At 41.1% G+C, this 21,175-nt stretch carries 27 protein-coding genes and 1 pseudogene; 13 read left to right on the top strand and 15 right to left on the bottom strand.

Going from position 1 to position 21,175, the window contains the following annotated elements; all coding sequences use genetic code 11:
- The first annotated feature begins 140 nt into the window (after window positions 1-140).
- Window positions 141-449, top strand: a complete 309-nt coding sequence (locus PSI17_RS02175) for a GNAT family N-acetyltransferase (protein ID WP_273550379.1) — start codon at window positions 141-143, stop codon at window positions 447-449.
- Between the two features lie 29 nt (window positions 450-478).
- On the top strand, window positions 479-1,096 hold the full coding sequence (locus tag PSI17_RS02170) for a pyridoxamine 5'-phosphate oxidase family protein (protein ID WP_273550378.1): 618 nt from the start codon (window positions 479-481) through the stop codon (window positions 1,094-1,096).
- Window positions 1,097-1,305: 209 nt separating this feature from the next.
- On the opposite strand, the gene PSI17_RS02165 is transcribed toward PSI17_RS02170, so the two are convergent.
- From PSI17_RS02165 to PSI17_RS02155, 3 genes are read right to left on the bottom strand one after another with little or no spacing between them, the layout of a single operon-like run.
- On the bottom strand, window positions 1,306-1,770 hold the full coding sequence (locus PSI17_RS02165) for an NADPH-dependent FMN reductase (protein ID WP_273550377.1): 465 nt from the start codon (window positions 1,768-1,770) through the stop codon (window positions 1,306-1,308).
- Complete coding sequence (locus PSI17_RS02160) at window positions 1,695-1,931, bottom strand: DMT family transporter (RefSeq protein ID WP_273550376.1); 237 nt, start codon at window positions 1,929-1,931, stop codon at window positions 1,695-1,697. The genes PSI17_RS02165 and PSI17_RS02160 overlap by 76 nt, the downstream gene beginning before the upstream one ends.
- On the bottom strand, window positions 1,885-2,148 hold the full coding sequence (locus PSI17_RS02155; protein WP_273550375.1) for a hypothetical protein: 264 nt from the start codon (window positions 2,146-2,148) through the stop codon (window positions 1,885-1,887). The genes PSI17_RS02160 and PSI17_RS02155 overlap by 47 nt, the downstream gene beginning before the upstream one ends.
- A gap of 173 nt (window positions 2,149-2,321) precedes the next feature.
- On the opposite strand from PSI17_RS02155, the gene PSI17_RS02150 reads away from it, so the two are divergent.
- Complete coding sequence (locus PSI17_RS02150) at window positions 2,322-2,807, top strand: MarR family winged helix-turn-helix transcriptional regulator (protein ID WP_273550374.1); 486 nt, start codon at window positions 2,322-2,324, stop codon at window positions 2,805-2,807.
- Window positions 2,808-2,859: 52 nt separating this feature from the next.
- Here PSI17_RS02150 and PSI17_RS02145 read toward each other — a convergent pair whose 3' ends face one another.
- Window positions 2,860-4,863: a TonB-dependent copper receptor gene (locus PSI17_RS02145; protein ID WP_273550373.1), complete on the bottom strand. Its 2,004-nt coding sequence runs from the start codon at window positions 4,861-4,863 to the stop codon at window positions 2,860-2,862.
- A 110-nt stretch (window positions 4,864-4,973) separates the two neighbouring features.
- Window positions 4,974-5,333 (bottom strand): DUF2946 domain-containing protein, encoded by a 360-nt coding sequence (locus PSI17_RS02140; protein ID WP_273550372.1) that lies wholly within the window; start codon window positions 5,331-5,333, stop codon window positions 4,974-4,976.
- Window positions 5,334-5,468: 135 nt separating this feature from the next.
- Between PSI17_RS02140 and PSI17_RS02135 the strand changes: the two genes are divergently transcribed.
- Entirely contained in the window at window positions 5,469-5,759 is a 291-nt protein-coding gene (locus tag PSI17_RS02135; protein ID WP_273550371.1) for an ASCH domain-containing protein, read from the top strand.
- A gap of 202 nt (window positions 5,760-5,961) precedes the next feature.
- Window positions 5,962-7,110, top strand: a complete 1,149-nt coding sequence (locus PSI17_RS02130; RefSeq protein WP_273550370.1) for an MFS transporter — start codon at window positions 5,962-5,964, stop codon at window positions 7,108-7,110.
- Here PSI17_RS02130 and PSI17_RS02125 read toward each other — a convergent pair.
- Together PSI17_RS02125 and PSI17_RS02120 are read right to left on the bottom strand one after the other, a co-directional pair.
- Window positions 7,099-8,010 carry a LysR family transcriptional regulator gene (locus PSI17_RS02125; RefSeq protein WP_273550369.1) on the bottom strand — a complete coding sequence of 304 codons (912 nt, stop codon included), beginning with the start codon at window positions 8,008-8,010 and terminating at the stop codon, window positions 7,099-7,101. The two genes, PSI17_RS02130 and PSI17_RS02125, sit on opposite strands and share 12 nt — an antisense overlap.
- Window positions 8,003-8,368: a GrpB family protein gene (locus tag PSI17_RS02120; RefSeq protein ID WP_273550368.1), complete on the bottom strand. Its 366-nt coding sequence runs from the start codon at window positions 8,366-8,368 to the stop codon at window positions 8,003-8,005. Before PSI17_RS02120 ends, PSI17_RS02125 begins: the two co-directional genes overlap by 8 nt.
- 76 nt (window positions 8,369-8,444) lie before the next feature.
- Between PSI17_RS02120 and PSI17_RS02115 the strand changes: the two genes are divergently transcribed.
- From PSI17_RS02115 to trxA, 3 genes are all read left to right on the top strand, one after another.
- Window positions 8,445-9,548 carry an alkene reductase gene (locus PSI17_RS02115; protein ID WP_273550367.1) on the top strand — a complete coding sequence of 368 codons (1,104 nt, stop codon included), beginning with the start codon at window positions 8,445-8,447 and terminating at the stop codon, window positions 9,546-9,548.
- 29 nt (window positions 9,549-9,577) lie between these two features.
- Entirely contained in the window at window positions 9,578-9,919 is a 342-nt protein-coding gene (locus PSI17_RS02110; RefSeq protein WP_273550366.1) for a serine hydrolase domain-containing protein, read from the top strand.
- A gap of 476 nt (window positions 9,920-10,395) precedes the next feature.
- On the top strand, window positions 10,396-10,716 hold the full coding sequence (gene trxA / locus PSI17_RS02105; protein WP_273550365.1) for a thioredoxin: 321 nt from the start codon (window positions 10,396-10,398) through the stop codon (window positions 10,714-10,716).
- Between the two features lie 256 nt (window positions 10,717-10,972).
- On the opposite strand, the pseudogene PSI17_RS02100 reads toward trxA, so the two are convergent.
- Together PSI17_RS02100 and PSI17_RS02095 are read right to left on the bottom strand one after the other, a co-directional pair.
- Window positions 10,973-11,194, bottom strand: a pseudogene (locus PSI17_RS02100) (NUDIX domain-containing protein); the annotation flags it as partial.
- Window positions 11,195-11,221: 27 nt separating this feature from the next.
- A complete protein-coding gene (locus PSI17_RS02095) occupies window positions 11,222-11,521 on the bottom strand; it encodes a chorismate mutase (protein ID WP_273550389.1) in 300 nt (99 codons plus the stop codon).
- Between the two features lie 698 nt (window positions 11,522-12,219).
- Here PSI17_RS02095 and ydfG point away from each other — a divergent pair.
- The 3 genes from ydfG (at window position 12,220) to PSI17_RS02080 (ending at window position 13,793) form a co-directional block, all read left to right on the top strand.
- Window positions 12,220-12,966 (top strand): bifunctional NADP-dependent 3-hydroxy acid dehydrogenase/3-hydroxypropionate dehydrogenase YdfG, encoded by a 747-nt coding sequence (gene ydfG / locus PSI17_RS02090; protein WP_273550364.1) that lies wholly within the window; start codon window positions 12,220-12,222, stop codon window positions 12,964-12,966.
- Between the two features lie 116 nt (window positions 12,967-13,082).
- Window positions 13,083-13,442, top strand: a complete 360-nt coding sequence (locus PSI17_RS02085; protein WP_273550363.1) for a DUF1283 family protein — start codon at window positions 13,083-13,085, stop codon at window positions 13,440-13,442.
- A 33-nt stretch (window positions 13,443-13,475) separates the two neighbouring features.
- A complete protein-coding gene (locus PSI17_RS02080; protein WP_337927197.1) occupies window positions 13,476-13,793 on the top strand; it encodes a DUF1161 domain-containing protein in 318 nt (105 codons plus the stop codon).
- Window positions 13,794-13,854: 61 nt separating this feature from the next.
- Here PSI17_RS02080 and bioD read toward each other — a convergent pair whose 3' ends face one another.
- The 3 genes from bioD to PSI17_RS02065 all read right to left on the bottom strand — a co-directional run bounded on the left by bioD (window position 13,855) and on the right by PSI17_RS02065 (window position 16,050).
- Window positions 13,855-14,523 (bottom strand): dethiobiotin synthase, encoded by a 669-nt coding sequence (gene bioD / locus PSI17_RS02075; RefSeq protein ID WP_273550361.1) that lies wholly within the window; start codon window positions 14,521-14,523, stop codon window positions 13,855-13,857.
- A gap of 316 nt (window positions 14,524-14,839) precedes the next feature.
- Window positions 14,840-15,094 (bottom strand): hypothetical protein, encoded by a 255-nt coding sequence (locus tag PSI17_RS02070; RefSeq protein WP_273550360.1) that lies wholly within the window; start codon window positions 15,092-15,094, stop codon window positions 14,840-14,842.
- 35 nt (window positions 15,095-15,129) lie between these two features.
- Window positions 15,130-16,050, bottom strand: coding sequence for a LysR family transcriptional regulator (locus tag PSI17_RS02065; RefSeq protein WP_273550359.1), 921 nt, complete (start codon window positions 16,048-16,050; stop codon window positions 15,130-15,132).
- Between the two features lie 132 nt (window positions 16,051-16,182).
- Between PSI17_RS02065 and PSI17_RS02060 the strand changes: the two genes are divergently transcribed.
- On the top strand, window positions 16,183-17,457 hold the full coding sequence (locus PSI17_RS02060) for an MFS transporter (RefSeq protein WP_443255988.1): 1,275 nt from the start codon (window positions 16,183-16,185) through the stop codon (window positions 17,455-17,457).
- A gap of 57 nt (window positions 17,458-17,514) precedes the next feature.
- On the opposite strand, the gene PSI17_RS02055 is transcribed toward PSI17_RS02060, so the two are convergent.
- The 3 genes from PSI17_RS02055 to PSI17_RS02045 form a co-directional block, all read right to left on the bottom strand.
- Window positions 17,515-18,279 (bottom strand): enterotoxin A family protein, encoded by a 765-nt coding sequence (locus tag PSI17_RS02055; RefSeq protein WP_273550358.1) that lies wholly within the window; start codon window positions 18,277-18,279, stop codon window positions 17,515-17,517.
- Window positions 18,280-18,500: 221 nt separating this feature from the next.
- A complete protein-coding gene (locus tag PSI17_RS02050) occupies window positions 18,501-18,956 on the bottom strand; it encodes a hypothetical protein (protein WP_273550357.1) in 456 nt (151 codons plus the stop codon).
- A gap of 356 nt (window positions 18,957-19,312) precedes the next feature.
- Window positions 19,313-19,945, bottom strand: coding sequence for a helix-turn-helix domain-containing protein (locus PSI17_RS02045; protein WP_273550356.1), 633 nt, complete (start codon window positions 19,943-19,945; stop codon window positions 19,313-19,315).
- A 267-nt stretch (window positions 19,946-20,212) separates the two neighbouring features.
- On the opposite strand from PSI17_RS02045, the gene tus reads away from it, so the two are divergent.
- Window positions 20,213-21,139, top strand: coding sequence for a DNA replication terminus site-binding protein (tus, locus tag PSI17_RS02040; RefSeq protein ID WP_273550387.1), 927 nt, complete (start codon window positions 20,213-20,215; stop codon window positions 21,137-21,139).
- Window positions 21,140-21,175 lie beyond the last annotated feature (36 nt).

The raw sequence follows: 21,175 nt of genomic DNA, 5'->3' as shown, positions 1-21,175 counted from the left end.
CGTCATCATGGGGACAAGCAAAAGTGATCAGATCATTTACAGAAGCGGATATGGATATGGTTTTGTCTATCTGGTTAGAGGCATCCATAAAAGCTCACCATTTTGTGGTAGCTGAATTTTGGCAATAACAAGTCAACAACATGAGAAATATCTATATTCCGGCTGCAGAAGTTTATGTTGATGTACAGGGTTCTAACGTTGTCGGTTTTTATGCGCTTCATGGAAATAACTTGGCCGCAGTTTTTGTCTCGCCGGATAAACAGGGGCAGGGGATCGGAAAAGCATTGGTGAATGACGCCAAAAATCGAAGAACGGAACTCACGTTATCGGTCTATCAGCAAAACCAGACAAGTTATGAGTTCTACTTATCGCAGGGGTTTTCTGTTGTCAGCGAGGAAGTCGATGAGAACACTGGGTGCCAAGAGTATTTTATGTGCTTAAAAAGGTAAATAACTTACTGGCTATAAAGGAGATAACAATGATGAATAAAATCGTGACTGATATTGCTAAACTAGAAGAAATATATGGAAAACCTGCACCAGCTTCTGTTTTCAAGGAAGTAAACTATATCCATCCTGTATATCGTCCTTTTATCGAATCCTCGCCTTTTGTCGCATTGGCCACTGTTGGGCCAGAAGGTATGGATGTCTCCCCTCGTGGAGATCAAGCTGGATTTCTTCATATTGAAGATGAAAAAACATTGCTATTACCTGATAGGAAAGGTAATAACCGTATCGACAGTTTACGTAATATTCTGCACGATAATCGAGTGGCCTTGTTGTTTCTTATTCCAGGGATCGGCGAAACGTTGCGTGTTAATGGCAGGGCAGAAATTATTATTGACCCTGAAATACGGGAACGTTTTGCATATCGTAATGCACTTCCTTACTCTGTCTTACGTATCACCGTAGACGCGGTATTTTTCCAGTGTTCCAGAGCTATCTTACGTTCTAAATTGTGGGATATTTCAACTCAACTTGAGCGCAGTAATCTACCTAGTGTTGGCAATATACTAAAAGAAATCAGTAAAGGTGATTTTGATGGGGCTGACTATGATGCGAAATTACCTCAAAGGCTTAAAGATAACTTGTATTAAACCTCCACCAGTTGATTAATTGACCCAATCGGGTGAAATAAAAGCGAGTTGCGTTTTGTTATTAAACAAAAATGCCAAAAATACGGGACACTGTATTTTTGTACAGTTAAGGTGTAATTGCGCATTTGTTCGATGAAATGATCTCTGGCTACTTCTCGGCTCAAAAGTTTGAGCCGAGGCTGATATATCAGGAACAGAATCTTGTTTATTTACATACCATACGAATAATTTTGACTTTCTTCGCCAATAGCTTCACGAACTTGCTTCAATGCCTTTGTATAAGCGTTAAGTAGCTTCAGCGTATAGTTAACGCGGTTTCCGAATGCCTCATCGTGACAAACTAGATCTCTTGAAATCAAATTTTCCCCTTGCCGGAAAATCAGATGGTCAGGCAAGAAGCAGACATGATTATTTTTAAAACCGGTCATCCGTAATTCACAAAGGGGATAAACACCGTTAATGCTACCGGATACACTCGTCAATAATGCGGGTTTATGGCCTAATTCTGCCACAGAACAATGTAGTAAAAAGTTCTTCAATGCCGGCGTTGCCATTCCATGCCATTCTGGCGTCACCAGAATAAATGCTTCACTCTCCCTTAAATGTTGTGCAATCGCCTGCCAAGGATGAGACTCCGCGGAATAGAAAGCCAAACAGCGATAATAATGGTGCATGCCCCGAGCAGTTGCAGCAAGGAAAATGTTTGTTTTAGAAACAAATAGCCCAGAATACAAGCAGACAGGGTGCTGAGAAATCCCAGAAAAGAAATTGTCACAACAGGTAACTTTTCAATTCCCCGAAACCAAATGATGTAAGAAAACACAGCGCCAACCATACATAAATAACTGTAACATACGTAACCACCAGATCCCTTTGGGCGCAGTACGGCAAATCAACAGTAATAATATGCCGGCAGGTAACGCCCTGATGGTGGAAGCCAGCAGAGGCATATTCGGTGGTAATACTTCTGTTGTAATAATATACGTACTTCCCCAAACAATCGGAGCCAACGCAGTCAGTAAAATATTCTGGATAAATCTAATTTCTGACATCTTGATGTCCTTCTGAATTATTCACTTTTCCATCCCGTGTATCAGTTATTTAGCGCTTCAACTTGAATATATCATTATGAAAAGTATCTTTATTTAAAGATAAATTAAAGTAATAGCCTAACCGATTTTTATCAAGTATCTTTTTGTCGAAATAAAATGAATAGGGAAAAAGCATGAAGTACGATCACGTTGACCGATTATTGATGCAATGGGAACAGCAGCGCCCAGATCTTGATCCGTCGTCGATGGGGGTCATTGGACGGTTAGGCCGCGTACACAAAATTGTTGAACAACGCTTGCAACATGCTTTCAAAGAATATGACCTCAGTGGCATAGAGTTTGATATCCTTGCGACACTGCGCCGTAATAACACGCCAATCACACCGACTGCAATGTATCAATCCGTCATGTTAACTTCTGGGGCCATGAGCACGCGTATTGAACATATGGTACAGCGAGGATTAATTGAGCGCATTGCGAATGACAAAGATCGACGCAGTTGCAAGATTTTTCTGACGCCAGAAGGAAAGGCATTGATAGATAAAGCAGTGGAAAGCCATTTGGAGAACCAAAAAGCAATTCTCGAACCATTGACAGACACTCAACAAGAACAGCTTGCCGCCCTGTTGCGGGATTGGTTACTGGCGAATGAATCTTAAAAAATTCGCCCTGACATAAGCCAGGGCGAAATCGGTTTAAACGCAGAGAATATTAGAACTTAACATTAACTCTTGCCCAGTAAGTACGCCCGGGTTCGTTTACTACCGTATCACCGGGATAACCAAAGTCCTGATTTCCCGCCAAGTTAAGGTGCTCGCTGTAAGTTTTATCAAAAATATTGTCAATACCGGCACTGATCTGAATATTTTTGGTCACCTGATAGGCTGAATTCGCAGACAAAATAGCAAAGCCTTTGCTACTATCAAAGTCTTTGCCTACCACGTTACCTTCATTGATTGCTACCCGATGCTGACTGTTGACCAGACGCAACAAACCGCTGCTCGTCCAATCGCCATGTTCCCAAGTCAGGCCGAAACGGGCTTCCAACGGTGGGATCTGTGGCAATGGGCGATGACTGGTCGTATTTTGCGCCCAAGAGTACGCCAGGCTGGCATCGGTTTTCCAATGATCGTTGAACTTATAAGCAATCCCCGTTTCTCCACCCATAATGGTCGCATTCACGTTGTGAGCCGGGTTCTGGTTACTATAATCAAATAGAATAAAGTCATTCACTTTACCCAAATACGCTGATATCCAACCTTTTAGTTGGCTATCGTTATATTGTGCACCAATATCCAACTGGGTAGTTTTCTCGGCCTTGATATCGGTAAAAGCATTTGTACCTGCTTTACCTGAAAACAGTTCCCAGTAATCAGGGAAACGCTCAGTATAACCAACACCGGCATAGAACATCACAGGGGTATTTTTCAGGTGATGCTCAACGCGAATAAAGCCGGCAGGGAGGATTTCTTTACGTTCTTGTTGGGTAGCATATTTATATACTGTCGCACGATCTAAACGCGCACCACCGATAACTTTACTTTGTTCTGTGGCATCCCACGTTAATTCACCAAAAATACCGTAATCATGGAAACGGGCATCTTTCATCCAACCATGCTCATTTCCTTTGAATTTTGTCGTATTATTGGTGTTGGTACGACGAGTGTTCGTCTGCATATCTGCACCGCCCTGTAACTTGAAATCTTCCCAAATCCAAGTTCCCATCATACGGCCACCCATTGTCAGGCGATCGGGTTCTGAAACCATTTTCATTCCTGAATGACGCATGGAATAGTTATCCATCACATGATCGGTGTAGTTGTAATAAAAATTGGTCTCAAATTTATCAAACACTTCGCCAATATTGGACTTTTCAAAACGCACACCAAAACTTTTACGCTTGAATTTTGCACCATCCATCATGCGCGTGGCGTAACGTGCTTCACCGTCACCTTGTCCAGCATTTAACTCCAGTAATGTATTTTTATCGGGTGTCCAGCCCAATGCGATATCGGTATTCCATTTATCCCAGCGGGAAGGAACGCGATTGCCGTCACCATCTTTATAATCATTGGCGCGGGATTTATTACCGATCAAGCGGATATAACCCTGTTCATTGCCAATACTGAGATCGGCATTACCATCCCAACGACGATTAGAGCCAACAACTGTGCTGACATTACCTTGGGCACCAACGTGTTCAAACTGAGGGCGAGTGCGTTCGAAACGGATCGTGCCAGCTGAGTTTCCGGGTCCCCACAGTACAGTTTGCGGGCCTTTAACCAGACTCAGCACATCATAATTCTCCGGTGAAATATAGGAACTTGGTGCATCCATACGTCCGCCACAAGAACCCAGAATTTCGCTGTCATCGATCAGCATTCTCAGACGGGAACCAAACATGCCACGGAATACCGGATCGCCGTTAGTCCCCCCGTTACGGATCTGTGAAAAGCCGGGGATGGTTTTCAGGTAATCAGAACCGTCGCTGGCAGGCACCGGTTGGCGGGGCGTTTTCAGTAAAGAAGCGATCTCAAGCGGTGACGTTGCCGGTGCAGTGACGGTTATCACTGTTTCATTATCATCAGAGGTATGTGCATCTTTTGTGTCTTTGGCGTGTTCAGCATTGGCAGCCCAGCCACTGGTTGGTATCGCGAGTGCGATAACCAAAGCGGCTGTCAGAGGCGATATACGAAATAGTTGTGTCGTAGTCATAAAAAATCCCTTAACTAGCAACAAATTCCGGTTTTGGAATTTGCTTTAAAATTAATGCGTTGCCTTACAAACTACTAAGACAAGGCAAACCAAATGATCAAGTAATCAGGCTAATTAAGGGGTGGGGCGCGTGGTTGTGATTCGCCGTAGAACAGCCGAATAATGGGACCAGAGAAGCGCTGTGTCGGCGGTACTCTGGATACGATGATTGTCAGTAAAATGAAAGGGACAAAACCGCCTGTCAATAATGGCAGGTTGATCAGAAGCTGGCAGTAACCACAAGCGATATCATCCATCAGTCCCATATGGACATGATCCGCACCATGATGATTCATGGCGTGCGCTTTTATTCCTTCACGAGAGTGCTCCAGTGTTTTTGATATCACCGGTGCAATGAACAACATCAGGATCGCCAGTAAGGCGATAATGGCTGGTGTTCGACGTTGTGAGAGGTGAAAAAGCGATAACAAGCTGATGACCCAGATCAATTTTTACGATTGGAAGCTAATCTTACTGCATTTGGGGTGGGGGTTGTTAAAATATTTTAGGCTATGTATGCCTGTGCATATGTTAATTTTTATTCAAACACCCGCGCTCTCTAAATCTTGTGGGCGGGGTATTTTGGCCACTTCAATGAGCCAGACACTATTGGCAATCATTATGTTGTCTTTGACAGCCAAGAAAATCCGGTTTGTGTTGTCAGGGTCACGGCCATGCACCTGATGAAATTTTCAGAAATGACGGCAGAACTCGCATGGAAAGAAGGGGAAGGAGATAGAAGTCTCCTTAACTGGCAATTAGATCATCAGCGTTTTTTTGAGCGCGAAGGGACTTTTTCACCTGATATGGAAATTGTTGTGATCGAATTTAAGGTAGTTGAAAATATTCCCGCATAAATTTCATCTTATCCGTCTTTCCTAAATTGACGTTTTACGTCAATAACCCATCCTGATTGCTGCAATATTGCGGCTTCAAAGCCATAGGGAAAAATCATTGGAGAAATGATGTCTACAGATAGTAGACAAAAGTATCCTTCTGTTTTTATTAATGATTTTCCATCATTCCCCTTACCTTTTCAAAATCAAATAGATTGCCACTATGCAAAATAACCACTCCATGATGCTGTTAACCTTATCAATCGCCGTTTTTTGCGTTATTACTACTGAAATAGCCGTAATTGGGTTATTGCCACAACTTGAAGCCCAACTGCATGTGACACCCACTCAGGTGGGATTTCTGGTTGGTGTCTATGCCATCGTGGTCGCTGTAACGGGGCCATTTATGACACTGCTACTCTCTGGCTATAACAAAAAGTATGTTCTTCTTACTATTCTGCTTATTTTTATTGTTTCCAACCTTATTTATGCCACGACAGATATTTTTAATTTAATGCTGTTATTTAGGATACTTCCCGGGCTGGTACATGCGGTTTTCTTTGCTGTAGCCCTTGTGATTGCAGCAAATTCCGTTCCTAAAGAAAAAAGTGCGGGAGCCACAGCTATCGTTTTTGCTGGTGTTGCGGTTGGAATGGTACTGGGAATGCCCATGAGTTCATTTATTGCAGCGTCTCTATCACTGAGTGCAGCGTTTTATTTTAGTGCTGTTATTTGTGCGCTGGCTTTCGTTGGTATTCTATTGTTTATTCCTTCTCTCCCCGCAACAGGGAGCGGTATCAATATTGAACAATTAAATGTACTGCGAAAGGGGAAGTTATGGCTGGCTATTTCTACCGTGATATTGATTTTTTCTGCGATGTTTTCAAATTTCAGTTATATTGCTGATTATCTTGCGAAAATCACGCAGTTTGATAATGCTCTTATCAGTATCATTTTAATACTCTTTGGTATTTGTGGATTTATCGGCAACTTTGTTTTTAGCGGTTTCTTGCAAAAAAACAGGGTTATTACAACTTATGCTTATCCTATCTTGCTAATTCTACTTTATCTCCAAGTTTGGTATTGGGGATTTTCACCAATAGCGATGTGTATACTGACGATCTTCTGGGGTGGATTGCATTCTGCGGGTCTGGTCGTTAGTCAAACGTGGCTGATGCAAGAAGCCGAAGAAGCACCTGAGTTTACCAACAGCCTTTACATTTCTTTTTCGAATTTAGGCATTACTATTGGTTCTCTCACTGGAGGATGGTTTCTTTCACAATTCGGAGTAGAGACGATTGTTTTAAGCAGTATCCTCTTTGCTGTAATGGGCTTTTTCAGTATTTACATTAAAGGTCATTTAATCCAATAAACCGTTTTCCGCCATTTTCACCAAGGTGTCTACAACATAGCGGATTTTGGGTAACAATTGGCGGTTTTGCGGCCACAAAGCGCTAATCGGGACTTCTATCCCTGAATATTCTGCTAATACTTCTCTGAGTTCTCCATTTTCAAGGTATTTGCCCACCATCCATAATGGCAGTTGGGCAAAGCCACATCCTGCCAATACTGCGGATAATATGGCATCTCCATCAGCAAATTCATAGGTTGCTGGTGGAGCGTAACGCTTTATTTTGCCGTTCTTTTCCTTTAATAACCAAGATACGGGCTGATTCCTGCGAAATCCCACGATACATTGATGTTGGCTCAACTCTTCGGGAGTTTGTGGTTTATTTTTGGCAGATAAATAATCCGGTGCAGCACAAATAACGAGTTTTTGAGTTGTTAACTTACGGGCAACCAAACCGCTACTATCAGAAAGTTCACCGATACGTATAGCAAGATCAATACCTTCCTCAATTAAATCAACAAAGCGCTCGCTGAATGAAACGGTAAGAGATAGTTCGGGATAATCACGTGCTATTTTCAAAAGGGCAGGAAGTATGCGTTGGCGACCAAAGGCAGCCGGCAAATCGACGCGGAGCCGCCCTGAAGGATGCGCAATATGTGAAGTCAGCACCGATTCAGCCTGTTCGAGAATATCAATGGCACTCTGACAACTCATCAGGAAGGATTTTCCATCAGGTGTCAAACTTAAACGACGTGTTGAACGCTGAAAAAGTTTAACGCCCAAACGATCTTCAAGCCGGCCGACACTCTTGCCAACTGCTGATTTTGTCAAACCAAGACGTTCCGCAGCAGCAGTGAAACTTCCTAACTGTGCTGTGGTAACAAACGCCGTTATCCCGCCAAAATGATCCGTTCTACGCATGTTTGGAATAATCCAGTTCGGATAAGCACTTTACGTAACCTAATTTTTCGAGGGCAGGTATGTAGTCTATTTCTTGGGTAGGATCGGCAACAATTAAATCGATATCAATAATGGGTTTTGCTGGTAAACCAGACACGGATGTTGAACCGATATGCGCAATACTAATAATTTTATCTTGCAATTGTTTCTGAATTTTATTTTTTTCTCCATTGTAAATATTATCCCATTGAGTATCGTAGGGAACGATAATAATAGGTTCCGGTGTCCGTTTAATAGCGTTAACCCACGGGCTTTCATTCTGATCGCCTTCACAAAAAGACATAATCAGTGGCTTAAGGGAAATGAATTTATCCGGCATACATACATTTCTCCGTTTGGAAATTCAGCAAGTTATAGTACAACAATGAATATCAATATTAAAAATGGGCAATATTATGACTGATAATAGTACTCGAACCGATCTGTTCTCACCAACCAAATTAGGCGAAATTGAACTGGCCAATCGTATTGTTATGGCACCTTTAACCCGTGGTCGCATGAATGAAGAGGGTGTCCCGACCGAACTTAATGTCACATATTATGTTCAGCGCGCGAGTGCCGGTTTAATCATTTCAGAAGCAACCAATATTTCAGCACAAGGACGCGGTTATGCCATGACGCCCGGTATCTGGACAGCAGATCAGGTAGCAGGGTGGAAAAAAGTGACGGATGCTGTTCACGCTGCTGGTGGTAAAATTGTAACGCAGTTGTGGCATGTCGGTCGTTGCTCACACGTTGATCTTCAACCAAATGGAGAAGCGCCGGTAGCACCATCTGCGATTAAAGCAGATGGTAGCGTTTATACCCGTGACGGTGTTGAAGCAGCCTCTATGCCACGAGCGCTTAGAACCGATGAAATCCCGGATATTATCGAACAATATCGGCATGCGGCAGAATGTGCTAAACGTGCAGGATTCGATGGTGTAGAAGTCCATGCTGCTAACAATTATCTGTTGGAACAATTCTTACGTGATTCAACTAACCATCGTAACGATCAATACGGGGGTTCAATTGAGAACCGGACAAGATTGATTCTCGAAATTGTCGAAGCTATATCCCATATTTGGGGTGGTGGTCGAATAGGTATTAGATTATCCCCAGTCACAACAGAGGTAGGAAACACGCCACTTGATAGTCAAGTAATGACAACTTATCGCTATTTGATTCAGCAACTAAATCAATTCAAGCTGGCTTATCTCCATTTTGTTGAAGGAACGACAGGAAAAAGCCGCAATGTTCCTGAAGGTATTGATCTGGATATACTCAGGTCATTATTTGACGGCGCTTATATCGGCAATAACAGCTATGACCTTGAAATGGCAATTTCCCGTCGCGCGGAAGGTAAGGTTGATGCAGTTGCCTTTGGGCGCCCGTTTATTTCCAATCCCGATTTGGTAGAGCGCCTACGTTACGGGATTGAATTGGTTGATGCAAATAATGACGCTTATTACGGTAATGGGGCAAAAGGATATACCGACTGGTTGAAAGCGAATTATTAATATCTTATGGAAATGGTTTTAGCTAAATTATGAAGAAAAACTCCAAAATCATTAAAGCACTAGATGAGCTTTTAGCATCGTTTGATAAAAATGCTCCCGGTGTTGTATACATGGCTAAATATGACAACGGATTAACTTATCAAGGTTCTATAGGGTTAGCTTGTTTAGAATCATGTAAACCACTTTCAGTAGAAAGCGTATTTAATATTGCCTCAGTTTCAAAACAATTCACGGCACTTGCACTTCTATTATTAGAAAATGACGGTCATTTATCATTAGATGATTCAATCATAAAATTCCTGCCTGATTTAGGTCATTATGCGGAACCCGTCACTCTGCGCCACTTAATCTATCACACTGTGGTGGATTAGTTGATTATATGGAACTGGCTGAGTCGGTTGGCATTGTAACCACTTAACAGAGCCGAGTTTAGAACATCCCGGTGAATGGGCAGGTTATAGAGCTTATTTTATACGTTTGTCAAACTCACATTTAACTATTGCTGTCCTGAGCAATCATGAGGTTATTGATACTCAGGCGTTAAGTTATAGGATTGCCGAGATATTGCTAAATTAGGTCAAATTTCAATTGATATTTCGTGACAGTGTCACATGGTGAATTTACAAATAGGAGCTGATCCATCTGGGCTAGCTTTACATCTATACACCCATTGCATTCAAGATTGTAAATCTTAGACATATCTTCACTATCAAGCTGCTGGGTTTAACAATGAAGACAATCATATATTCAATATAATTATTGAGTATATGATTGAAAAGGTTTAGGATGGCATTCGATATCACCGATTTTTTAATGATCCTGATAAATCAAATGGATAGAGGTTTCTATGAGTAGCTTAATTGAATTAACTGAAGATAATTTTGACAATATCATAAGTACAGATGGCGTATGTGTGGTGAGATTCTGGGCGCCATGGTGTGGGCCATGTCGAATGGTTGCACCTATATTCAGTCAACTTTCGGCTGAAATGCAAGAAACTGCTACTTTCGCTGAGATCAATATTGATGAGGCACATGAAGTTGCAATGAAGTACGGTATCCGCAGTATCCCGACAACATTAGTTTACAAGAATGGGCAGCCTGTTGATTCTTTGGTCGGCGTGGCTTCTTTATCACAGTTTAAAAATTTGGTTTCAAGTAATCTGTGATTTTTGCAGGTAGAACGGAAGCATATGGTTACTGGACCTGTTGTGTATACACGGGCCATTTATACAGAACATGCCGAGATTGTATTTGGTGGTTACAGTCTGGGGTTTGGTGATGTCCCCAATATCTTTCGATCCTGAAAAGAAGAAGAGAAGGGCAAATTTATAATGTTAGAGGTTAGAGATAACTTATTAGGCTTCCTATGTAGAGTTGTTATTTAATTTAACATAATATAGATTGTGCGAACCAATAACGTTATTGCAAAACAGATTGCCCGACATTGTCCCGAAGAATACCAGTTTCTTCTTTCAGCTCTCTGACAGCAGCCTGTTCAAAAGATTCGCCATGTTCAACACCACCACCAGGAGTAGCCCAATAAGACTGCCCTACCAACGCATCGTTTGTGTGTACAAAACGAAACAACAACACTTGCCCAGACGAATTGACGATGAGCAACCTAGCAGAACACCGAACACGCATACTTTCACTACCTCCAATTTACCTGACTTATTTTTCTTCGGTTTGATTGATAAACTGATGCTGTTTTATCTCGAAATCTATGAAAGCATCGATCATGGAACGGTAAACCTTTTGGATAATTTCCTGAGATAAACCGTATTCCTCCGCAAGAATACTCACCTTATCAATAACCTGTTGAACCCTGTCCGGCGCTTTAACATCCTGAGTATCCTTTTTAAATGCAGCCGCAGCCTTAACACATTCCCCACGTTGAGCAATCAACTTAACCAACTGAGAATCAATGACATCTATTTGCTTTCTGACATCCGAAATTGATAAGTAACTTATGTGGAAATACTCCCAGATTTAGAAAAAAGTAATTTGATACATCATGAAATTAAATTCCCTCATGATCACGCTAGATGAGTATAGTCATTTAACGCCGAAAATGGATAATAGTACGGGTATCCTTTACTGTCAGTCATTTAATGAATAAAAGGCAAAGAATGAGAAACAATTCAATCCCCTTTACATCAGCAATATGTTGGATTTCATTTTGGTTAGGAACCGTTCTTGTCGGTGCTTCATGGCTTTATGCAAAGCTGCAAGGAAAAGAATTCTTGGTAGGATTATCAGAAGGTTTAATGAATATAACCTCACCTGATAGCACGGTGGCGATAATGCTTTCCATCGGGATAATGTTAATCGCTATTGGGATGTTGTTTGTTCCCCTATTTTACATTGCTGTCTTTGTACCTGCGTTCGTAAAAGTCCTGACGAGAAAACCCATCAGAATCTAAGGTTCATATATTCATATCATCGTATATGTGTAAGTTCCGGGCTGACTCGTGATAATTTTATCAAATACTGATCTTTCAGGCTCGCACTTGGCGGGCCATTTTAACCACCCCATCACATAAAGAAATAACTTCCTTTTAAAACAAATAATTAACCACAAGTCAATAATTTAGCCTTGACTAATGAGAAACAACTTTTTCTACTAATATAGGTATTAACGATAATAATTTGCAGATAAGAGGATAGTTATGATTGTTTTTGTGACAGGAGCAACTTCAGGTTTCGGTGAAGCAATTGCAAAAAAATTTATCAAGCAGGGTTCTGTCGTCATTGCAACAGGGCGCCGTAAGGATCGATTAGCTAAGTTGAAAAGCGAATTGGGAGAAAACTTCCACCCCATCCAACTTGATGTGAGAGATCGCACCGCAATTGAGCAGGCGGTTCAACAATTACCCGACACCCTGCGTAATGTAGACGCTCTGGTGAATAATGCCGGGCTTGCATTGGGGTTGGAGCCTGCATATCAAGCTAACCCTGATGACTGGGAAACCATGATTGATACCAATACTAAAGGATTAGTGAACATGACCCGAGCTTTGTTGCCTAATATGGTACAAGCCAACCACGGACATATTATTAATATTGGTTCCACCGCAGCGAATTGGCCTTATGCCGGCGGCAATGTATACGGTGCCACTAAAGCCTTTGTCAAACAATTCAGTTTAGGGTTGAGATCTGACTTACACGGAAAGAACATCCGAGTCACTGACATTGAACCCGGGCTGGTTGGCGGAACTGAATTTTCTCAGGTTCGCTTTAAAGGTAATAAGGAAAAAGTTGATAAAACTTATGAAGGTACTGATGCCTTAACAGCCGACGATATTGCAGAAACGGTTTTTTGGGTTGCTAACCTGCCCTCTCGTGTCAATGTTAATACATTGGAGATGATGCCGGTTTGCCAATCATATGCGGGATTAAGCATATATAGAGGCTAATCTTGTGAGACTTCCTTGCTCTCCTATAGCAAAGGGAGTAAGGAAGTGTTCAACAATTTTGGCATATTATTTAATCTTGGCGTTTGATAAATGACACTAGTGAAAGGGGTTTCAATATGAACATTCGTTCTTTGATTGTTAAAGGTGCTTTTGCGATTACCCTACTGTTTTCTCTCTTCTGGCAAATACCCGCATTCTCTATGCCTTGTACGTCAGAAAGTACGTGTGTGACCATCAATGGTGGCGGAGAAAATTCCATGAGCAAAGAAATGGCTCATCAAAGCAAAGAAGAATGGGATGAGCAGAGAAAATTGCGTCAAAAGGTGGACAAGCGCAGAGAGAAAGAGTTTGATAAGTATGAAATAGAAGTTGATAATCGTGAAGCCTGTTTAAAAAGTGCCAACATTAATGTTTATTGGGAACCGAGCACAAAACGTTGTTTGGATATAAATACAGGTCGCCCGGTTAATCCTTGAAAAATTCAACACCGACATCAAGATAAGGAGATAATGGTGAAAAAGATCCTACTGACTGGAGCCTTGTTTTTCGCGCTTTCTCCCCTTGCAGTGCAAGCTTCACAAACAATAACGTGTGAAAGCCTGAAAGAAGAAATTGCGCAGAAAATCATTAACAATGGTGTTTCGCAAAAGGATTTTAGACTTGATTTAGTCCCTAGTGATCAAGCAACTAAAGACAACGATACAAGTGTAAAAGTTGTCGGTCATTGTGATCGCGGTAAGCAAAAGATTGTCTATATCCGTACTTCTCACGCTAGCGCTAGCCCGACTTCACACGAAGCATCAGGTGATAAGAAAAGCCAAGAGTAACATTCTTTCTATAATTATTTCTATAAAGGGAGCATCACATGCTCCCTTTTCGTTTCCCTTTCTAATTATCAAACACGGATATTGCCGAAACATCCAGATAGCATGATAAGTCGCGTTCTTCTGGCCTTAAAAGATAAGGAATTTCCCCTAACTGTGGAGCCGGAATATGATGCCGTAACCTGTCCAGTATCTTGGCATAATGTGCGAGTCCTGGATTGATGCGGTTAGCAATCCAACCAATCAGAGGTACACCATCATTAATAATGGATTGCGCTGTGAGAATGGCATGATTAACACAACCCGCCTGAATACCGACGACTAAAATGACAGGCAGTTTTTCTTGCACAACCCAATCAGAATAAAACGCTTCATCTTCCAGTAACATACGCCAGCCACCATTACCTTCTATGATGACGCGATCTGCTTTATGTCCTAAATTTCTTAAACCTTTTGTCATTTGAGTGAAATCAGCACGATTTTCTTCTTCGTAATTGTTTTCCCAAATAACAGGATTTATTTCTTCATAATCCACTTGTACCGGTGAAGATTGATGTATGACTAAGGCATCACGATTACGTATTCCCTCCGGAGTTTTTTGTTTCTCTACCGCAATAGGTTTATATCCTACTGCGGTTGCTCCTTCACGATTAAAGAGTTGCAATAATGCGCGGGTAACAACTGTTTTACCGATGTTGGTATCCGTGCCTGTAACAAATAAGCGCGTTAACATAAATTCATTTTCCGTTTTCCATAATACAGGGCAGATAAACCAGTTACTCTCTTTAGTTACTTTCTTTGACGAGCAGGTTTAGAGTGTAGGCGATGTGTTTGAGACAGGGCTTGCGTTAGCGCAATGTTTTGCCTGATGAGCATTATCCTTGCATAAGTTCGATCAGTAATTCACCGTTATACAGTGCTTGCTTAATTAAGGCTGCGGCTGGAAGTGTACCTGTATTATCAAATTGGGTAGCCACAATATCAACTTGTTGGCTATAACCGGGAAGTGAGCGCTGTGTTATCTGCTTGGCAGAAAGTTTGACAGAAAGTCATTCAAAGAAGTTATCAATCTCATCGACAATGCAATCCAAGAAAGCATGACGCTGAAATACAGAGAATGCGAATTGTTCTTCAACGACGAGATGACAGCTCAAATCACGCAGCCCGATAACCATACTTCCTTCGTTAATGCGGATACATAGAAACTGCCACCCTTCGTTATCTATTTTCAATCCAACAGCAGGACGTCCCCGGAAACCGAGATCAGGGAAATCCGTTTGGAATAGAAATGTGATCTTTAACACGAACTTATCGTGATGATTACTTTTGATGAACAACCTTATCTATCAGTCTCTTCCACAATATTTGAGATTAGAAGGTGAGTTAAACGATCTGCCGCCGCGCTGTTATTGCAGTTTTTATGTTTAACCAACCACACTTCAGAATATGCGGGATTGGTTGCCAAAGGCAGGTATTGAACGCCGTCTAATTTCATTCGGGTAAAGGATTCCGTAATGATGCTTACGCCTAAACCTGCCGCAACCAATCCTAGTATTGTCATTGCTTCCCCTGCTTCTTGAGAAATTGTCGGAACTACGCCTACATTGGCCAGTAAAGAAATAATTTCATCATACAATGCAGTTCCCACATCACGCTCAAAAAACACCAGTGGATAATCAGAGAGCATTTCCAAATCAACACCGTCACTGGCGTATTTCAGCAGAGGATGATCATCATATACGGCCAACATAAAACGCTCCCGAAAGAGTAACTGGTGTTCCAGATTATCGGGCAATGATGTATTACGCATAATCCCTATATCAATTCTACCCGTCTGCAAAGGGGCTATTTGCTGTTTGGTATTCATTTGGTGCATATGAATGGCTACATCTGGGTAACGTTCCCGAAATTGACGTAAGCTCAGTGTTACTTTCTGCATAAAAGGTGTGGTGGAGGTAAAGCCAATAGATATCTCCCCTAACTCTCCCTGCTGCATTCTGGCCGCTTTGGTTGCAGCAGCATCAACTTGAGCAATGATTTGATATGCCTCCTGAAGGAACATGCGTCCGGCGGGGGTTAAATTGACATTTCTGTTATTACGTGCCAGTAACCGGGCATTGATATTTGCTTCCAGCGCTTGGATCTGTTGGCTTAGTGGTGGTTGTGAGATATTCAACCGTTCTGCTGCACGTCCAAAATGCAACGCTTCGGCAACAGCAATAAAATAACGCAAGTGTCTCAGTTCAATATTCGTTGTCATTATCTATCACCCAATTGATACTTTTAAAATATCATTTCCAATGATTAATATATTAGACAAAATATTCATGAATTCCTATCCTTGATCTACATCAAGTAGTTAACGTTTGTTTTACATGGATAAGGAAGTAGCGTGAATACAATCCAAAGCGCCAGTGGAAAATCAGCAGTCTCTGGCGTTGAAAGAGGTGTTGAAAACACGATTAACCAGAGGCACAAAAGTAGACAGCACTATATTCAACGTGAAGATGCGGTCTACCTGCGAGTCACTCTCTCATTCTTTGCCGTTGGGCTGGCAACTTTCGCCTTACTCTATTTCGTCCAACCCATTTTGCCGCTTTTATCCGAGGAATTTAACATCTCGCCGGCTAACAGTAGCTTAGCCTTATCACTGTCTACTGGAATGTTATCTCTCGGTCTGTTAATCACAGGCCCTCTATCCGATGCACTTGGCCGTAAAAATGTCATGGTCGTGTCACTGATTGCCGCCGCTATTTTTACTCTCTTAAGTTCTGTCGTAACAAGCTGGCATGGAATTTTATTTATCCGGGCGCTCGTGGGTTTGTCAGTCAGTGGTGTTGCTGCGGTAGCCATGACTTATTTAAGTGAAGAAATCCATCCCAGCTATGTCGCCTTATCTATCGGTCTTTATATAAGTGGTAACTCAATAGGCGGAATGAGCGGACGCTTGATAACTGGTGTCATTGCAGATCACTATTCTTGGCGAATTGCCGTTATCTTATTAGGCGCTTTTGCCTTAATCTCCGCCATTGCATTTTGGAAAATGTTACCGGAATCCAAGCACTTTAAACCCAGTTCATTAAAACCTAAGTCACTGCTCATCAATTTGAAATTACACTTTCGTGACCAAGGTCTTCCCTTGCTATTTGCTGAAGCCTTTTTGCTGATGGGAGGCTTCGTCACCATGTTTAACTATATTGGCTATCGATTATTAGCAGCACCTTATCATTTAAGCCAAACTATTGTCGGATTGCTGTCTGTCGTTTACTTAACAGGAACTTACAGTGCAACTAAAGCGGGTACGCTAACCAGCAAATATGGGAGAGGCAACGTATTATTAGCGGCCATTGGTATGATGTTTATGGGTTGCATCGTTACCTTATTTTCTCCTATTTGGGCTGTGATACTGGGTGTAATGATGCTGACAACGGGCTTCTTTGCCGCACATGCCATTGCCAGTAGTTGGGTAGGACAGAGAGCCAAACGGGCAAAAGCACAAGCCTCATCACTTTACTTATTTAGTTATTACTCCGGTTCCAGTATTGCAGGGACATTAGGTGGCGTATTTTGGTCTTATTTTGCCTGGAACGGTGTTGCTATATTTATTGCATTGCTCACCCTCGTTGCTCTTTATTTAGGCTGCAAACTCAATAAATTAGCAAAATAATTTAAAGATAAAATTTATCACTCCACCTGTTTAAAGGTGGAGTGAAGTTGAACACGATTAGAGAAAGCTGGCGTTTAAAAAAGCCATTGTTAACAAGCTGTCATGGCATCGTTTTAATTTCCCCAAAAATGGGTATTTGTGGTGAGTAGTACTGGCTGTAAGACGAGCAGAATAACGTGAGGTGGTCAGATTGAGAGCACAGTAAGTTTCAGATGTGATTACTTCACTTGGTAATTGAGATCTTGGTGTATAAGGGGTGACATTTGCTGTTGTTTCAGCATCTTGGTATAAGTTGTTAATTCTATAACGACCTTCAACGTAACTATCGCTACTCTCATCATACAGAAACTCCTGAGCACCTTGAACTTGTGTGACAGCAATGCCTCCGAGTGCGACATATTCTGCCTGCTCTTCATAAATACGAATCAGGCGCAGATAACTCCTATTACCTGTCTGGGCATAAAGTCTCTGTAATGACAAAACAACACTGTAAAACCGGGAAGTTGGCCGTATGTCATAAACGTAGAATGTCCTTCCCTCCTGAAAATCGACGCCCCATTCAATAGCGGCCTCTCGATTGGCAGTCGTTGCGACAAATGCTGAAGCGGCAGCCCTATGTCCTGCATCACTGTATTCCTGAACATGTTCTACAATATTATCATTCGTTCCGGCGGGAAAAAAACCGCCCCCTGCTGAACGGAAGATTTCATCTGGACAACGAGTATCCATTCGATAAACGTGATTGACTTGTTGTTGAGCATAGGATTGTGTTGTATATAAAAATAAAACACATAACAAATAAAGGAGTTTTAAAATTTTCATTAAATGTTTCTCCCTTAAAATTTATAAATTTTAAGAAAACCCAGAAAATGATCCATGATTATGGGCAGGGCGAGAGCGCGAACGTTTTTTGACCTTAATTTGTATGCATCATAATCAATTATAGGGTGAATATCACTCAATTCGGTCTTGTTAAAGTATCAATCAGTATTTTATTTGTACGGATCGTTCAAAAAGCAGGCTTTCATGCTCTCGCCCTGTGATTATGGGTACCAAGCTTGTACCGAATCGAATTGTGCTCCTCTATATGAACCATAACCCCATGAGTTACATCGAAATCCCAGCTGTTCATCAAAAAGCGACACCATTTGCCCATTGGCTTGAGCTGCCAGAATAGTTGCATAAGCGTTCTTTCCACTATCATAGTCAGTTTTTAATTTACTGTAAGCCCAGTAAATTTTGGCATTATTGTTACCCCAACTCCGTCCTGTTTCTGATAACCAAACTGCCCACTCATTCCAGCTATCAGCGTTTGACCACACGCCAACCACGTAACCTCTTCCACATTCTTTCATGTCTATTAACCCGGAATACTCCGTTTTATGAGCAACATGGTTAGGTTTTAGTGAATGTGTCGCCTCAGTCATTTTCATCCCATTTGAACAAGCTGAAAAATTCAGGGCTATAATTATCGATATAAGTATCTTATACTTTTTCATAATTTTTTCTCCAAAAGAAATATAACAAATTGCAAGGCAAAGCCTTACCATCTGAATCAAATATGAAATCATTCCTTCTGTTAGTCACTGATTTTAACTGGATTGATATAATCTGTACTTTTATGTTTTTATCTATTAATAAAATTAATTGTCAGGTGTTTTATGTTAAAAAGCGCCACTTATTTAACGCGGGTATTTTTCAACCTAATTATAGTATGAAATGACAATGTTCAATGAGTTAATTAAAAAACAACAATGAATGAATCCAATAGCTTGTTAATAACACTATCAGAACCATAATATATTTAAAACAATCTTAACCACTCATGATTTACCTGTTACTCCAATCTATTGAATTAATAACAGGAGTCAGTCGGTAGTGTCAGAATTTTAGTCAGGTATCCATCAATAATTTCAATACATTTTTCCTTTTTTAGAGAAAGTAATACTCGTTGTATACAACTGCGTGAAAGTGTGCATCTCTGTTCTATGTATTTAATGGCCGTAATATTTTCTCTGAATTCGTCCGGTAACGTCATCAGACGAGATAACAAGCTGCACACCACATCTCTATTGCTACGACAAAAGAGGCTAATATCCCTGACATATAAGAAGGATATTTTGTAGGAAATTATCCTCATCCACTCCCGATAGAGATCATGTTTCCTGATGGCATTCAATGCACTAACCCGCGGAACTTGGTAAATTTTACAATTTTCGCCCAGTTCAATGGAGTAATAGATCTCTCCGCCAGAATAGAAAGATAATCCGATAACATAAGGTGAAAAAAACGTTGCAATGATTAAATCATCGCTTATTCTACGAGTATTGACATATCCTTGCTCTAATAAAAAAAACTTAGCAAATTCGCTCTCTGTTTTAATTAATTTTCCTTGTGTTGATAAATCGGCTGTGATTAATTCGGCGTATGGTAATAATGCGTCTATCACCTTTTTAAAGGAATTCACTGGCTTAACTAATCTTTTCATACTTAACAACCTTTGTGTATTAATAGAGAGTAAAAGACCAGTCTGAAATGTCTCTTATGTTTAACCGGGGAAACCTCATCCCGACTCAATGAGTAATAATTTTTTTACCATAATGTTAAATTATTTGGCAATAGCTGTGCTGCCCTTTTGTTTGTTGTTTGGCTTTTTAGTGTTTGTTGTGGAGTTTTTTATAGGTTGGGTTTATAGTTGAAAAGTATGTTGTAACTAATTAAAGTTATGTACGCTCGATGATGGCTGAAAACAATGATGAATAAGTATCTTTCCATAGAATCACTGACCACTTGCTTTAAAAAACAAGAAGAAAAACTATCCGACCTGATTGCGTTATTAATAAGCTATCAACTTATTGATGCACGGGTATTTGAATTACCTCAAATCAAAAAAGGGGAAGAACATGAACAAATAACCGAAATTATGGTCAACCCGCAACAGGGAAATGAAGCACTCAATGCAGGTTTACGCTTCTATCAGAAGCTATTCATACACCATAACAACCCTAATATCAGCAGCAAAGCGGCGAGCCGCCTTCCCGGGGCCTTGTGCTTTGCTGTCAACCACCAGCAACATAAAGAAGCGATGGAAGCCATTAATGAAGTCAACCAATTAAAAATAGCACTGGAAAATATCGTTACCAAAGAATCCGGTATCAGTAAAGAGCAACGATTTGAGTTTGTTCATGAACATTTGCGGGGCCTGATTACCCTGAATGCCTATCGTACTATCACTCCCCTGCTAAACCCTGATTCCATTAATTTTGGTTGGGCCAATAAGAACATCATTAATAAAGTCACCAAACAGCAGGTTCTGGAAAGGCTGGAGAAAAGCTATAACGCAGGGAGAGCGGTTCCGCCCTACTCCAGCGAACAATGGGCAGCATTAGTGGCGTTAGAAATAACCGATATCAAAAAACTACCCGATGATGTGATATTGAAAATCAAGCGGCCAGTCAAAGTACAACCCATTACCCGTGTATGGTACTCAGAAATACAAAAACAAGTACAATATGCCTGTCCGGTTCCTGTGATTACTTTCTACACAGAAGACAGTGAAATCAAACCCAAAATCGGCACGTTGTCTAACTACAATGCCAATGCAATTAAACACAAGCACAAACCCAAAGCGAAGCCACTTGAATTGGTCATTCCCCGCCTGCATCTCTACAAAGAAATTTAAGGAATAAAAAAACCGGAGCAAGTATTCTCCGGTTTT

It is taken from the genome of Xenorhabdus sp. IM139775, assembly GCF_028598745.1.
Lineage (GTDB): Bacteria > Pseudomonadota > Gammaproteobacteria > Enterobacterales > Enterobacteriaceae > Xenorhabdus.
Note: the sequence above shows the minus strand (reverse complement) of the source record. Positions and strands in the feature narration are given on the sequence as shown.

What these genes read in the sequence shown, in the direction of transcription:
- PSI17_RS02065 (WP_273550359.1), bottom strand. Translation starts at nt 16,050, where the DNA reads ATGACAACGAATATTGAACTGAGACACTTGCGTTATTTTATTGCTGTT.
- trxA (WP_273550365.1), top strand. Translation starts at nt 10,396, where the DNA reads ATGAGTAGCTTAATTGAATTAACTGAAGATAATTTTGACAATATCATA.
- PSI17_RS02045 (WP_273550356.1), bottom strand. Translation starts at nt 19,945, where the DNA reads ATGAAAAGATTAGTTAAGCCAGTGAATTCCTTTAAAAAGGTGATAGAC.
- PSI17_RS02160 (WP_273550376.1), bottom strand. Translation starts at nt 1,931, where the DNA reads ATGGTTGGCGCTGTGTTTTCTTACATCATTTGGTTTCGGGGAATTGAA.
- PSI17_RS02165 (WP_273550377.1), bottom strand. Translation starts at nt 1,770, where the DNA reads ATGCACCATTATTATCGCTGTTTGGCTTTCTATTCCGCGGAGTCTCAT.
- ydfG (WP_273550364.1), top strand. Translation starts at nt 12,220, where the DNA reads ATGATTGTTTTTGTGACAGGAGCAACTTCAGGTTTCGGTGAAGCAATT.
- PSI17_RS02150 (WP_273550374.1), top strand. Translation starts at nt 2,322, where the DNA reads ATGAAGTACGATCACGTTGACCGATTATTGATGCAATGGGAACAGCAG.
- PSI17_RS02175 (WP_273550379.1), top strand. Translation starts at nt 141, where the DNA reads ATGAGAAATATCTATATTCCGGCTGCAGAAGTTTATGTTGATGTACAG.
- PSI17_RS02085 (WP_273550363.1), top strand. Translation starts at nt 13,083, where the DNA reads ATGAACATTCGTTCTTTGATTGTTAAAGGTGCTTTTGCGATTACCCTA.
- PSI17_RS02050 (WP_273550357.1), bottom strand. Translation starts at nt 18,956, where the DNA reads ATGAAAAAGTATAAGATACTTATATCGATAATTATAGCCCTGAATTTT.
- PSI17_RS02110 (WP_273550366.1), top strand. Translation starts at nt 9,578, where the DNA reads ATGAAGAAAAACTCCAAAATCATTAAAGCACTAGATGAGCTTTTAGCA.
- PSI17_RS02155 (WP_273550375.1), bottom strand. Translation starts at nt 2,148, where the DNA reads ATGTCAGAAATTAGATTTATCCAGAATATTTTACTGACTGCGTTGGCT.
- tus (WP_273550387.1), top strand. Translation starts at nt 20,213, where the DNA reads ATGAATAAGTATCTTTCCATAGAATCACTGACCACTTGCTTTAAAAAA.
- PSI17_RS02055 (WP_273550358.1), bottom strand. Translation starts at nt 18,279, where the DNA reads ATGAAAATTTTAAAACTCCTTTATTTGTTATGTGTTTTATTTTTATAT.
- PSI17_RS02115 (WP_273550367.1), top strand. Translation starts at nt 8,445, where the DNA reads ATGACTGATAATAGTACTCGAACCGATCTGTTCTCACCAACCAAATTA.
- PSI17_RS02080 (WP_337927197.1), top strand. Translation starts at nt 13,476, where the DNA reads ATGGTGAAAAAGATCCTACTGACTGGAGCCTTGTTTTTCGCGCTTTCT.
- PSI17_RS02170 (WP_273550378.1), top strand. Translation starts at nt 479, where the DNA reads ATGATGAATAAAATCGTGACTGATATTGCTAAACTAGAAGAAATATAT.
- PSI17_RS02130 (WP_273550370.1), top strand. Translation starts at nt 5,962, where the DNA reads ATGCAAAATAACCACTCCATGATGCTGTTAACCTTATCAATCGCCGTT.
- bioD (WP_273550361.1), bottom strand. Translation starts at nt 14,523, where the DNA reads ATGTTAACGCGCTTATTTGTTACAGGCACGGATACCAACATCGGTAAA.
- PSI17_RS02125 (WP_273550369.1), bottom strand. Translation starts at nt 8,010, where the DNA reads ATGCGTAGAACGGATCATTTTGGCGGGATAACGGCGTTTGTTACCACA.
- PSI17_RS02120 (WP_273550368.1), bottom strand. Translation starts at nt 8,368, where the DNA reads ATGCCGGATAAATTCATTTCCCTTAAGCCACTGATTATGTCTTTTTGT.
- PSI17_RS02145 (WP_273550373.1), bottom strand. Translation starts at nt 4,863, where the DNA reads ATGACTACGACACAACTATTTCGTATATCGCCTCTGACAGCCGCTTTG.